Annotated in this window: 11 protein-coding genes; 8 read left to right on the top strand and 3 right to left on the bottom strand. The window is 50.5% G+C overall.

Annotated elements, in window-relative coordinates; all coding sequences use genetic code 11:
* Nucleotides 1-18 precede the first annotated feature (18 nt).
* Nucleotides 19-813 (top strand): TIGR03943 family putative permease subunit, encoded by a 795-nt coding sequence (locus V0288_RS07420; RefSeq protein ID WP_332864423.1) that lies wholly within the window; start codon nucleotides 19-21, stop codon nucleotides 811-813.
* A 149-nt stretch (nucleotides 814-962) separates the two neighbouring features.
* Nucleotides 963-2,468: a hypothetical protein gene (locus V0288_RS07415; RefSeq protein WP_332864422.1), complete on the top strand. Its 1,506-nt coding sequence runs from the start codon at nucleotides 963-965 to the stop codon at nucleotides 2,466-2,468.
* A 170-nt stretch (nucleotides 2,469-2,638) separates the two neighbouring features.
* On the opposite strand, the gene V0288_RS07410 is transcribed toward V0288_RS07415, so the two are convergent.
* The 3 genes from V0288_RS07410 to V0288_RS07400 all read right to left on the bottom strand — a co-directional run bounded on the left by V0288_RS07410 (nucleotide 2,639) and on the right by V0288_RS07400 (nucleotide 5,141).
* The gene (locus tag V0288_RS07410; RefSeq protein ID WP_332864421.1) at nucleotides 2,639-3,238 is read right to left on the bottom strand and encodes a YdcF family protein; all 600 of its coding nucleotides are present in this window, start codon (nucleotides 3,236-3,238) and stop codon (nucleotides 2,639-2,641) included.
* 94 nt (nucleotides 3,239-3,332) lie between these two features.
* Nucleotides 3,333-4,511, bottom strand: coding sequence for a cysteine desulfurase family protein (locus V0288_RS07405; protein WP_332864420.1), 1,179 nt, complete (start codon nucleotides 4,509-4,511; stop codon nucleotides 3,333-3,335).
* 249 nt (nucleotides 4,512-4,760) lie between these two features.
* Entirely contained in the window at nucleotides 4,761-5,141 is a 381-nt protein-coding gene (locus V0288_RS07400; protein WP_332864419.1) for a DUF7682 family zinc-binding protein, read from the bottom strand.
* Between the two features lie 235 nt (nucleotides 5,142-5,376).
* Here V0288_RS07400 and V0288_RS07395 point away from each other — a divergent pair, with 235 nt between their 5' ends.
* The 6 genes from V0288_RS07395 to V0288_RS07370 all read left to right on the top strand — a co-directional run bounded on the left by V0288_RS07395 (nucleotide 5,377) and on the right by V0288_RS07370 (nucleotide 13,456).
* Entirely contained in the window at nucleotides 5,377-5,964 is a 588-nt protein-coding gene (locus V0288_RS07395; RefSeq protein ID WP_332864418.1) for a Uma2 family endonuclease, read from the top strand.
* Nucleotides 5,965-6,195: 231 nt separating this feature from the next.
* Complete coding sequence (locus V0288_RS07390; RefSeq protein ID WP_332864417.1) at nucleotides 6,196-6,531, top strand: BON domain-containing protein; 336 nt, start codon at nucleotides 6,196-6,198, stop codon at nucleotides 6,529-6,531.
* 200 nt (nucleotides 6,532-6,731) lie between these two features.
* A complete protein-coding gene (locus V0288_RS07385) occupies nucleotides 6,732-9,287 on the top strand; it encodes a M1 family metallopeptidase (protein WP_332864416.1) in 2,556 nt (851 codons plus the stop codon).
* 169 nt (nucleotides 9,288-9,456) lie between these two features.
* The gene (locus V0288_RS07380) at nucleotides 9,457-10,116 is read left to right on the top strand and encodes an ester cyclase (RefSeq protein WP_332864415.1); all 660 of its coding nucleotides are present in this window, start codon (nucleotides 9,457-9,459) and stop codon (nucleotides 10,114-10,116) included.
* 266 nt (nucleotides 10,117-10,382) lie between these two features.
* Complete coding sequence (locus V0288_RS07375) at nucleotides 10,383-11,852, top strand: protein kinase domain-containing protein (RefSeq protein WP_332864414.1); 1,470 nt, start codon at nucleotides 10,383-10,385, stop codon at nucleotides 11,850-11,852.
* A 44-nt stretch (nucleotides 11,853-11,896) separates the two neighbouring features.
* Nucleotides 11,897-13,456 carry a serine/threonine-protein kinase gene (locus V0288_RS07370; protein ID WP_332864413.1) on the top strand — a complete coding sequence of 520 codons (1,560 nt, stop codon included), beginning with the start codon at nucleotides 11,897-11,899 and terminating at the stop codon, nucleotides 13,454-13,456.
* Nucleotides 13,457-13,615: the final 159 nt, after the last annotated feature.

The raw sequence follows: 13,615 nt of genomic DNA, 5'->3' as shown, positions 1-13,615 counted from the left end.
ACAATCGATTGATTCCCGATGGTTAACGCGTCCCGACTGAAAACTGTAATTTTCCAGTTTCTCGATATTTTCGCCCTGATCGGTTGGGCGGCTTTGCTGTTTAAATACTGGATCACCGGTCAACTAAGTTTGTTGATCCATCCGAATTATTTCGGTCTCGTGTTCGCGACCAGTATCGTTTTGTTCGTACTGGGGATCTGGAAAATCCGGATGGTGTTGAAGCAATGGCAAGGGAATAGCGCTTCGATCGAACCGGAAAGCGATCGACACATCACCCTTCTTCCGAAATCGTTAGGGACGGGTTTATTACTTCTGGCCGCGATTTTAGGCTTACTCATCGCCCCGCGACCGCTGAATAGCCAGATCGCCGTACAGCGGGGAATTAGTGAATCTTTGCCCGTCACTCGGGTTCAAGCGCAATCCTTTCGAGCGGTGGTGAAACCGGAGGAGAAAACCCTGATCGATTGGGTACGCACTCTCAACGCTTACCCGGAACCGGACGAGTACACCGGACAACCCGCGAAAGTGAGCGGTTTCGTCGTCCATTTGCCCCAATTACCCGACAATTACCTGTTAATTAGTCGTTTTATCCTCACCTGTTGCGCCGTGGACGCGTACCCCGTGGGGCTACCGGTGAAACTAACGGGTAGTCGGAACAGTTACCCCCCGGATACCTGGTTGGAAATCGAAGGGGAAATGTTCACCGAAGCGTTACCGTTGGAAGTGGGGAAAAGCGATACGAGACGGCAACTGGCGATCGCCGCGCGTTCCGTCAAACCGATCCCCACTCCCGCCGATCCCTACGGGTATTAGGGAGATGGGGAGTTTTCGGGGAAAAGGGGAAGGGGAAAAGGGAAAAAATTACTTTTGGACTCTTCACCTTTACCATCTCCTCCTGCCTCCCGCTTCCTACCTCCTGACTCCTGATTCCTGACTCCTGAATTCTGTCCCGACGACATATCATGACATCCCTACAAGGCCGCATGAAGCGACTACAACCGATCGATAAACTGGCTATCTCGTTGATCCTGGCGTTGGGTTTGGCGATCGGCGGGATCGTTTGGGCGGGGAATTCCTGCGGGAGCGATTGTCTCGTGCAAACCGGGCCGCGGGTGAAGGAGTTTAGCTGGGCCGGGAAAGCGATCGGGGCGGAAGATAAAGCGTTTATTCTCACCTTCGATCGACCGATGGATCGCGTCAGTGTCGAGAAAAATCTCGTCATCGATCCGCCCCTTCCGGGTAAATTCAGTTGGGCGGGACGACGGTTAGCTTACACGCTTCTCGCGCCGATTCCCTACGGGGAAAACTACGAGGTACAGATCGACGGCGCGCGGGAGCATTTCCGCTCCGGCGATCGAGTCGGACAGGTTTTACAAAGTTTTTCGGCGGAATTCAAGAGCAGAGATCGGGCGTTCGCCTATATCGGCACCGACGGCGAGGAACAGGGGCGATTGATTGTCTACAACCTTACCCGCGAGAAGAAAAAGCTTCTCACGCCCCCGAATTTGACCGTTATGGCGTTTAAATTCTATCCAGATGGCAAAAAGATCCTATTTTCGGCGGCGGCGAAAGATCGCGGGGTTCAGGCGATCCGGGAATTAGAACTGTACACGGTAGAGACCGAGAGCGATACCGAGAGCGAGGGAGAACCGAAAATCGATCGGATTCTCGACAACGAAACCTATCAGAACAATCGTTTCGATCTCTCCCCGGACGGACAAACGATCGTCGTGCAGAGAATCCATCGGAACAATCCCGCCGATTTCGATCTGTGGATGATTCAAGGAAACGATCCCCCGAGACGACTGAACGCGAAAGGCGGGGATTTCACGATCGCCCCGGACGGACAAACGCTCGCGGTGGCGCAAGGACAGGGAATCGCGATCCTACCCCTGAAAACCGACGCGAAACCCCTGGATTTCCTGCCGAGATTCGGGCGGGTGTTGAGTTTTTCCCCGGATGGAACCGCGGCGGCGATGGTGGATTTTAATACGAACGACACGAAACTCCGCTACGTGCGATCGCTTTTTTACGTGGACGATCGGGGAACGCGGAAACGGTTACTCGACGCGCGGGGATCGATCGTCGATTGTCATTTCAACGCCCCCGGCACTCACCTATACTGTTTACTCACGCAGTTACAAACGGATAGTCAAGAGTACAAGGAAAAACCCTATCTCGCCAAAATCAATATAAAAACGGCGAAGATAACTCCTTTATTAGAATTACCCGATTATCGGGACATCAAGATGGGCGTATCTCCCGATGGTTTAGCCGTACTCTTCGATCAGGTGATCGCCGGTTACGACGCGACCGGTTCTAATCCCCTATCCACCGATTCGGGAGAGGCGATCGTCAGCGGCCGTCTCTGGATGCTGATCCCCCCGATCGCCGACGATCGGAAAATGAGCAAACCGGATTTACTAGAATTACCCCTCCCCGGAATCCGTCCCCAATGGATGCCGTAGAGGTAGGAGTCAGGAGTCAGGAGGCAGGAGGCAGGAGGCAGGAGGCAGGAGGTGAGGGAGGTGAGGGAGTTTAGATACCTTATTTCTTCGTTATCTGCCTCATCTTCCCTATCTTCCTCATCTTCCCCATCTTCCCTATCTCCCCATCTCCCCATCTCCCGATTCTTTCTTTAACGGTGATCTAACCAGGATTCCCCGGTCGAGCCGGTTGTGACCCAGAGGATCGCCCGCGCGCTATCGCGGAGACGTTTCTCGATCGGTTCGTCGGGAGATTTCGAGGGAACCGATACGGGTTTAAGGGTGATGCCGCGACTACCGAAAATAATTTCCCCGACTAAGCGGGCGCGTCCCATGTGATTCTCGGAAGTGACGAGATAAACGCTATCGATGCCCTGGGCTTTTAACTCGTCGGCGAGGGTGGTGAAGTTGGTGACGGTATCTTTCGCCCGGTAATCGAGGTGTAGTCGATCGAGCGAGATCCCCGCGTGTTGGAAAATTTTTTTAACGTAAGGACGCGGACTTCCCGACGAAACCCAGATCGGTAGATCGGGATATTTCCGGGCGAGTTTGGCGGCGAAACGCTCTCGATCCTCGTGTCCCCCGAGAACGAAAATCGCCTCCGGTTTCACCCAATACTGTTGTAAATCGTGGTATCCCCACCCTAGAGCGCCGATCGCCAGGGGAAGGGCGAGCCATTTAAATAACCGACGTTTGCCCGATCGAGCCTTGGTTTCCGAACGTTCGCGAGAAGAATTCCCCTTCAGAATCATGGTTCGCCACTCACCCCACCTACAACAACGGCCCTCGATTATCCAAGGGGATGACGGGAAAAGCCCTCCAAGATTTCCCGAAAAAAAAATTTTTTTACCAAGTGTTCACGGTAACTTTCGGCAGGAGTCGATCGAGTACCTGTTTCAATACCATCGCCGTCCAGTCGATATCCTCGATCGTCGTTTCCCGTCCCAACGTTAGCCGGATTCCCCCTAACGCTTCCGTGTCGCTGTAACCCATCGCTTTCAGGACGGGACTGGGGGACAGTTTCCCGCTATGGCAGGCCGAACCGGAACTGATGCCGATGCCCGCGAGATTGAGTTGACGGACGACGGTTTTTCCGGTGACGGGATTGGGACGTTCCCCCGCGTCGGGATCGACGAGGATAAAACTAACGTGGTGAGGGAGTCTATATAATCGATCGCCGGTGGGAACGAGATACGGACAATCGGCGAGTAAATCGAACAGACGATCGCGTAGGGCGATTAATCGCGGGGTTTCCGTGGCTAACTCCCGCGTGGCTAACTCCGCGGCCAATCCGAACGCGGCGATCGCCGGAACCGCTTGGGTTCCCGATCGAAGTCCCCTCTCCTGTCCTCCCCCCCCGAATAAGGGCAGTAAATCGGTTTTCGAGCGAACGTACAACGCCCCGGAACCCTGCATCCCGTAGATTTTGTGACTGGAGAGGGAGAGGAGATCGATCGGTAGTCGTCGCGTGTCGATCGGGCATCTCCCGGCCACCTGTACCGCGTCGGTATGGAATAAAATCCCGCGATCTCGGGCGATCGCTCCCAGTTCCTCGATCGGTTGCAGGGTTCCCACCTCGCTCTGTCCGTAAATCAGGGAAATTAACACCGTATCGGGTTCGATCGCCGTTTCTAGATCCCGCGGATCGATCCTCCCCCGTCGATCGACCGGTAAACGGGTAATCCGCCATCCGGACGCTTCCAAAAACTGACCGGTTTGTTCGATCGCCGAGTGTTCCACGCTGGAAATAATGAGATGACGGGGATTGTTGTACTGTCGCGCCACTCCCATCAGTGCCAGATTATCCGCTTCCGTCCCCCCGGAAGTAAAAACGATCTCGTCCGCCGAGGCGTTTAGTAACCCCGCTACCTGTTCGCGGGCGATCTCGACGATCGTGGCCGCGTCCTGCCCCCAGCTATGTAAACTCGACGGGTTGCCCGGATGTCCGGTGAGTATTTCCCGAACTTTCTTCACCACTTCCGATCGAGGGGGAGTGGTGGCACTATAGTCAAGATAAATTTGCATTCTTTTACAATGGGGCGGTACTCGCTCTCGCGAGCGGTTCTCCTCTATTGTAGGAGTTCGCGAGTATCGGGGTTGACGGGATTTTCGGGTCGAGCGCCCGATCGATTCCCGTCCCCCGCGTGTAAAAACCGAAAAATTCAAACTTATAAACAATAAATAAACTTTTAGCGAATATTTTACGGATATTATCTCTATCTTATTTATCCGCGTAGCTGAAAGCTGACCGCTGAAAGCTGACCGCTGAAAGCTTCACCTACCCGGTTTGCAGACATTATAGTCCTCGTGGGAGATGACCGCCTCCGGAACCAAGAGACTACCGTGATCGCGACAGATCAGCCGGTAGTTCCGCGTCACGGGGATACTGATAATAAATCGATCGTGTCGGAGACGCTTGCCGTGAAATTCCCGGTAATCCCGATGTTCTTGTAGTCCTTGCAGGATCGTTCGGGCTTTTAGTACCACGTTCTTCGGCAATTCCCGTAAATCGATGGGATCTTCGCTAAACGTGGCTTCCCAAGCGTTTTTCTGTTGCTTTTTCTCTTCCCACGCGGCGGTTAGTTGAGCGCAGTGGTGACAGACTTGTCCGTAGCCCTTGTGACCGCAGGGAAACTTCTTCTTTCTTCTCGACATAAAACCATCTTTCCGTGAGGCTTGAGCGGTGAGAATCGGAAGCGGTAAAGTCTGCTTCGATCGGTCGGTGTCCTGATGAGTAGATGGAAAGACAGTCTTTACCCGCTAATAATCTATATTCCCAGCATACAAGGATCGATCCCTACTTTGGGAGATCCCGATCGAAAGTTCCCCCGTCTCCCGCTCGTCCCCTACACTAAGAGTAACCGTCCGAACCCGAAGGAGGGATCGCGTCATGTCGATCGCCGGTGAGAAACGTCACTACACCCGAGAAGAGTATTTACAACGAGAGGAAACGGCCGAGTATAAAAGTGAATATCGCGACGGGGAGATTATACCGATGACCGGGGCTACCAGCGACCACAACGCCATCGTCGTGAATTTCTGTAGCCGATTCAAAATGGCGACACGGGGACGGGGATATCGGATTTTCGTGGGAGATATGCGGTTGGCGATCCCCCGTTACGGTTTTTATACCTATCCCGATTTAATGCTCGTTCGCGAGCGACCGATTTACGAGAATGATCGGAAAACCATTCTCGTGAATCCTACGGTTATTGTCGAAGTTCTCTCTAGATCCACGCGGAATTACGATCGGGGCGATAAATTTGACTACTATCGATCGATCCCGAGTTTCGAGGAATACATTCTCATCGACCAATATCGATCTCGTGTCGAGCAGTTTAGCAAGCGTTCTTCCAACGAGTGGTTATTGCGGGAGATCGAGGGAGAGGGAGCGATCCTGAATCTGAGTTCGATCGAATTCACCCTCTCTCTCTCCGAAATTTACGAAGAGGTCGAATTTAGCGGCGAGGAAGGCTGATTTTGGGCAGAATAAACGAATAATGACCACGGGGGCGGGGTAAATAGACTAGGTTCGGAAAAAGAATTTAAAATTTCTTCCCTAAAGAAGATGTGACAAAAATTTATACAAATTAAGCGTTAACCTGATTTTCGATGAATCGCGGGGAAAAGCTAAAATAGTTATTAAATATCTAGCGAATTCATCGAATTCTTGTAAAATTACTACGGACTTAACCAGGAGTATTTACCGATGGCTAATTGGTTGAAAAGAATTTTCGGAATGGACAAACCCGCGAACCCCGCGGCGGCGATCGCCGGACAGGCGACTTCCTCGGACATTCCCCCGCACAAAGTAGGACTAGACGGGACTTTCGACGAGAGCGGTCTAGCCAAGCGCGTCGTTTTAGCTTTCGATGAAGATCCCGATGTCGCGGACGAAGATAGATTATGGGTCGCCCAAACCCAAAGCGTAGTCGTCCTCAAAGGAACCGTCTCCGATCAGGCCACCCTCGATAAAATGGTCTCGATCGCCCGAGGAGTCAACGGTGCTACCGAGGTCGATACCAGCCAGGTAACGATCGGCTAATCGGAATGCGGGTGTAGGGGGTAGAGGAGTAAATTTCTCGAAACTCTCCATTTTTTGCCGGAACTATCCCCTCGTCATCTTGATTTCCCACTCTTCATCTTCCCGTCTCCCCCTTTCCCCATCTCCTCACTCCCCAACTCCGGGGAGTATTTTTGTCTCTACAATAGGAAAGAAAGCCACGAAAATGCGATATCGTCCTTATGCCGCATCTCACCTTCGATACCGAGAATAATAACCGTAAACCCTTTGAATTGCCCGGCGCGAAACCCCATTACAACCCCGATCGACCCGGCCAGGTCAACCATATTTTCCTAGATCTAACCCTCGATATTCCCAATCAAAGCTTTTGGGGAAGCTGTCAGATCACCCTAACTCCCGTCCGTCCCGGAATCACCAAACTCACCCTCGACGCGGTAGATTTACAGATTCTCTCGGTATTCATCGACGGTATCAGTCAACCTTTCGACTACGATCGATCCCTCCTCACCGTCCATCTCCTCAACCCCACCGGCGAAAAATCGATCGATCTGCGAATCGAATATAAAGTCGAAAAACCACAACGGGGACTCTATTTCATTCAACCGGACGAACATTACCCGAACAAACCGATCCAGGTTTGGACGCAGGGAGAGGACGAGGATTCGCGTTTCTGGTTTCCCTGTTTCGACTACCCCGGACAACTGGCCACTTCCGAGATCCGCGTCAAAGTCCCCAAACCCTACCGCGCCATTTCCAACGGGGAATTAATCGCCACCGAGGACGCAGGAGACGACATCATCTATCATTGGTCGCAAAAACAAATTCATCCCACCTATCTCATGACCCTCGCGGTGGGAGATTTCACCGAAATCACCGACAATTGGAACGGGAAACCCGTCACCTATTACGTGGAGAAAGGACGGGAAGATCAGGGAAAAAGAAGCATGGGGAAAACCCCGCGGATGATCGAGTTTTTCAGTAAAAAATTCGGCTATCCCTATCCCTTTCCCAAATACGCGCAGGTTTGTGTGGATGATTTTATCTTCGGGGGAATGGAAAATACCTCGACCACGATCCTGACCGATCGCTGTCTGGTGGACGAACGCGCGAGTATCGATCATACTTGGACGGAAAGCCTCGTCGCGCACGAGTTAGCGCATCAATGGTTCGGCGATCTGGTAGTGATTAAACATTGGTCGCACGCGTGGATCAAAGAGGGGATGGCTTCCTATTCCGAGGTGTTGTGGACGGAAGCGGAATACGGCAAGGAAGACGCGGCCTATTACTTACTCAATGAAGCGCGAAATTATCTCGAAGAAGACGCGTCGCGTTACCGTCGTCCTATCGTCACCCACGTTTACCGCGAGGCGATCGAACTGTACGATCGACATCTCTACGAGAAAGGCGCTTGTGTCTATCACATGATCCGCGCCATTCTGGGCGAGGAATTGTTCGATCGGGCGATTCACACCTTCGTCAACGATAACGCGCATAAAACCGTGGAAACGGTGGATTTATTGCGGGCGATCGAGAAAGCGACCGGCTACAATTTACTGTTCCTCTTCGATCAATACGTCTATCGCGGGGGACACCCGGATTATAAAGTCGCCTACAGTTGGGACGGGGATAGTAATCTGGCGAAATTAACCGTCACCCAAACCCAAGACGAGAAGGAACTTTTCGACCTGAAAATCCCGATCGCTTTCGGATATATCAACTCCCCCGATCAGTCCTACACCCTCCGAATTAACGGGAAAGAACAGAGTTTTTATTTCCCATTAGCACAAAAACCAGATTTTATCAAGTTCGACGTAGGGAATTATTTCCTAAAAACCGTTACCCTCGAATACCCGATCGCCGAATTAAAAGCGCAGTTAAAACACGATCCCGATCCGATCTCCCGCATCTACGCGGCAACGGCGATCGCGAAAAAAGGCGGTTTAGAAGCGATCGAAGCCTTAGCCGACTCCCTCCAAAACGACGCTTTCTGGGGTGTCCGCTTGGAAGTGGCCAAGCAATTAGCCACTTTACAGTTAGAACCGGCGGTAACGGCGTTAATCGCGGGATTATCCGACTCTAACGCGAAAGTTCGCCGGGCGATCGTCGAGGGATTGGCCGAGATTAAAACTTCTGAAAGTTATCACGCGTTGAAATCTTTAGTAGAAAAAGGAGACGCGAGTTACTTCGTCGAGGCCGCGGCCGCGCGGGGATTGGGAGGGATGGCGATCGGACTTTTGCAGGAAAAAGAGGGGGAAATTATCGAAACCCTCGATCGAGTTCTCAAAGAGCGATCGGGATGGAACGAGGTGGTAAGATCCGGGGCGATCGGGGGATTGAGTCAGTTAAAAAGTTCGCCGGTAGCGGTCGATCGAATTATCGAGTATACCGTCCTCGGTGTCCCGCAACCCTTACGACTGGCCGCGATCCGCGCTTTGGGAGCGATCTCGACCGGACAGACTCCCGATAAAGTGACGGTAATTCTCGATCGACTGGAAACCATCGCGCGCGAAACCTTTTTCCTCACCCAGGTCGCGGTATCCAACGCGCTGGGACAGATGGAAACCGCGAAAGCGATCCCCGTCCTGCAAGCGCTGGCCGATCGAACTCCCGACGGACGGGTTCGCCGGGTAGCCGAGGAAGCGATCGGTAAAGTTCAGAAAAAAGTCGGTTCCGACAAAGCGATCAAAGAGATCCGCGAGGAACTGGATAAACTCAAACAGGAAAATCTGGACTTGAAAAACCGTTTGATGAAGTTAGAAACGGAGAAAAAATCGTAGGCATTTTTACCCATCGATCGACAATTCGCGCGAGGCTTTCCTATAAGGAAAGCTTCGTTGTTTTATAAATATTTTACGGGGCGATCGACTTGTCGGGGTCATCGATTTCTGATATGATTCCGGAAAATCTACCGATTTTTACACTCACACGATTAGGATTGCCCGCATTATGACCACTGAATCAACTTTACCCCTCTGGGTGCAAGATCGGGAAACCGTTCTCGAAAACGATAACGGGGTGCAATGGCGCGATGGAAATCGTCCCGACTATTCTAGGACGAATCTAAATCTAGAACGCGAACGTAAGTGTAATCACGCGGAAGGTTCTCTCAACGCGATCGCCCATAATCTAGTCAAAACATTTGAAATGGAGGCAACCTTCAAAACGGATGCCAAGCAGTGGCTTTCGGTAGTAGCGGATAAATTTCGGATGAGTACCAACGGCGGACAGGAATACACCGCCCAAGATATAGTCGATCGGGGAACCTATAATCTTTTTCTCGAGGATTCGGAACATTACCGCGCTTCCGATGAGGATTTCGACTCGTCCTATAATCTATTTCATACGGCTTTTCCCGATGGTTTTCACTGGGAACTTATCGAGGTAGTCGCCGGGCCGCCGAACGTGGTTTTTAAGTGGAGACACTGGGGAACTTTTAGCGGGCCTTACAAAAATCACCAACCGACGGGCGAGACGATCGAGGTGATAGGATTGAGTATCGCGAAAGTTACGGAGGATCTCAAGCTCGAATCCGTAGAACATTTCTTCGATACGAATCATTTTCTCACCAAACTAACGAGCGGTGGCGGCTGTCCCGTTCATCATTAGACCCTAACCCCCCTTTTTTAGGGGGGGTTAGGAGAGAAATTCCCCCTTTTTAAGGGAGATTTAGGGGGATCGCCAGCTAGGATCTATAACTAGCAACTTACGTTATTACTCGATCGATAAACCCCGGACTATCCGGATGCTCAACGGCAGAAATACCGCTAAATTATCAAGATATCGCCCCCCCGCGGACCCGCTCGGCAGACTTGACGTTACCGAAAAGAGCGGCCAAACTGGAAATAGGTAGAAATTCTCGTGAGAGTACAGCGATGCCGGCAGAACAGCGATCGGGCAACGTGATCAACCAACAGTATCAAATCCTGCGCGTGTTGGGAAAGGGGGGGATCGGCACCACCTACGAGGCGCGAAACCTCGCCGACGATACTACGGTAGCCCTCAAAGCCATCTCCCTGCGGCAACTAAAAGATCCCAAACAACTCGATCTGTTAGAAAGGGAAGTAGAAATCTTACAAAAACTCGATCGCCCCGGAATTCCCCGCTATCTCGATTATTTTGAAGTGGACGGAGAAGGCGATCGAATCTTCTATCTCGTCCAAGAATTAGCGCCGGGAAAAAACCTCGATCGCTGGGTAAAAGAAGGATGGCGCGCCACGGAAACGGAACTTAAAAATATCGCCCGACAAGTCCTGGAAATTCTCGACTATCTACACGGATTTACCCCACCGATTATCCACCGCGATATCAAACCCCATAACCTCGTTCGTTCCCCGGAGGGAAAGATCTTTCTCGTCGATTTCGGAGCGGTACAGAACGCCTACTACAGCACCCTCGCCGGGGGAAGGACGACGGTGGGAACCTTCGGTTATATGCCCCTAGAACAAGCCGGAGGACAGGCCGTTCCCGCTTCCGATCTATACAGTTTAGGGGCTACCCTCGTCTTTTTGCTCACCCATCGTTCTCCAGGAGAATTATCTTGGGACGGGTTAACATTAGATTTTCGGTCTCGGATCTCGGTATCGGCAGGGTTCGCGGATTGGTTAGAGAAACTTCTAGAACCGGATGTGGAAGAACGGTTCGCGTCCGCGAGGGAGGCGTTAACGGCACTGCGAAATCCGCGTTCTATGGATGATAAAGGGTTAGCGAAAAGAAGAGGGTTAGCTTGGCTGGGATTAGGAATATTCAGTCTGACCGGGGTTCTGTTTTTTCAGAACTATAAAGGAGGGATTCTGACTATGTTAGGCTTTCCCCAGCCCTATGGAATGTGTTCCGATCGAGGGGTTACGTGGGACTATCTATCATCCGGGGGGCGCTTATCGCATCATTTTATATCACCAGCCGTGAAAACTGCTGAATACTGTTTATTGTGGGCGATAGCGGAACGCGATCGGGCACTCGTAGAATTGATCATCGATCGGGAGATAAATCTCGATTATTTGCGACAGTACCGTGGCAACGGTGAAAAGGATTCGCATTGGACGACTCCAATGCTTGAGGCGGTGCGCGCCGACTCTAAAGAATTAGTAGAATTGTTAATCTCGAAGGGGGCTAGTGTTAACCTAATTCCTCCGACGAGCGAAAACACTTTTTTGTTCTGTTTGTATAATTATCCATCACATTACAATCCTGAGTATACTCGCTTTACATCTCCCTTAGCAGAGGCAATCAGTCGAGGAAATAAAGAGATAATACATTTGTTAGTCTCTAAGGGAGCTAGTGTTAATATTCCACATAAAAATCCAGTTTCGCTACCTCCTTTTAACCAGCAATGTAACCGATAAACGAAAAAATCACTCGAAAAACAGGATGCGAAGGATTAAACAAGATGGAACCTCAACTTTCCCACCCCCACCGCTTGATCGCTAACCGCTACCAACTTCTCGAACCCCTAGGAGAAGGAGGTAGTGGCATCACTTACAAGGCTAAAGACGGGCAAACCTCCGAGGAAGTCGCCATCAAAATTCTTTCCCTTCGACAGGTGGAAGATTGGAAACAGATCGATCTCTTTGAAAGGGAAGCCCGTATCCTACAACAACTAGATCATCCGAGAATTCCGAAATATATAGATTATTTTATTCACGATAATAAGGGCGATCTTTATGATAAACCACAGCCGGACGATACGGTAAGCGATTTAGTCGATCGAGGGATAGAACCGGATGAATTCTACATCGTGCAAGAACTGGTGACGGGACAAACTCTCTCCAGTTTAGTCGAGGATGGCTGGAAGCCTACCGAAGAAGAGGTAAAACAGATCGCTATCCAAGTGTTAAATATTCTCGTCTATTTACAAGACTTAATTCCCCCCGTCACCCATCGAGATATTAAACCACAAAACCTAATTCGGACGGAAAGAGGAGAGATTTTTCTCGTCGATTTTGGCGGGGTGCGCGATCGATTTCGACAGACAACCGTAGCCAGTAGCGTGGTGGGAACCTACGGTTATATGTCCCCCGAACAGTTGAGAGGAGGGAAAACCTATCTCTCGACGGATTTATACGGATTAGGCGCGACCTCGATCTATCTCTTGACCGGGGAACATCCCGTCGATTTACCGGTTAAAAAACTGAAAATTGATTTTCACGATCGAGTAACCCTATCCTCCGATTTTAGAAACTGGCTCGATCGATTAATCGAGCCTAACCATCAGCATCGCTTACCTTCCGCGCGAGTGGCTTTAAATATATTGCGAGGAAATACAAGATTAGAAGCTTTTTCGAGTTCTCGATTCGAGAAACCGACTTATAGTTCCCTTAAGTTGGTGAAGTCTCCCGAAAAATTAATTATTCGTATTCCCTCTGCTTCCAGTCGCCAACGTTATGATTATTCTTTGGAATTAGTAGGAGGAATTTTGTGGTATGCAATTCTGTTTTCGATCTTGGGAATAGTCGGGGGGGCTTTCTTTGGTTGGTTTGTTATTATATTTTATTTACTACTCATTAATCGAATTTTGTCTTTACGAACCATTAATGAAAGCAGAGGGAAGGAGGTAGTAGGATGTTTGTTTATATTTGCTTATGTTTTTTTGATAGTAGTGCCAAGTTTGGTAAGTAATAATTATGGCGGTTTAGCCCTTACAGTGTTGCTTTCGTTTTCTGTTTTTGCATCGGAAAGCATTGTAGGAAAATCTTTGCAACCCGTAGTGAGAGAATTTTTGACGGATACTATTCTGGAAATTACCCCAGACCTAAAGCTTCGCGTTCGGCAGAAACTTTTATTTTTCTCCAGTCATAAAGATTACTCCGAGAACCTAATAGAAATGATCGATCGTGATTTTTGCCGACTTTTAACCCCGGACGAGAGACGATGGTTGAGGCAACAGATCGACGATTACCTTACCTTCTCTCCCGCGACGGCAACGGAAGAAATCAGTAACCCGTTATAATTCTCTCTCCGGGGATTTATCCCCTCGCTCTCCCCGGCGCGCGGAAAGACTCGGATTTCCACTCGCGAAATCATCAACTTCTTAACCCGAACTGACGTTAAAAATAGTCCCCCGGTCTCGTGAAAAAGAGCGGGGGATATTTTTAAGGAAATCGATCGC

The organism is Pannus brasiliensis CCIBt3594 (genome assembly GCF_036688125.1).
GTDB classification, from domain to species: Bacteria; Cyanobacteriota; Cyanobacteriia; order Cyanobacteriales; family Microcystaceae; genus Pannus; species Pannus brasiliensis.
Note: the sequence above shows the minus strand (reverse complement) of the source record. Positions and strands in the feature narration are given on the sequence as shown.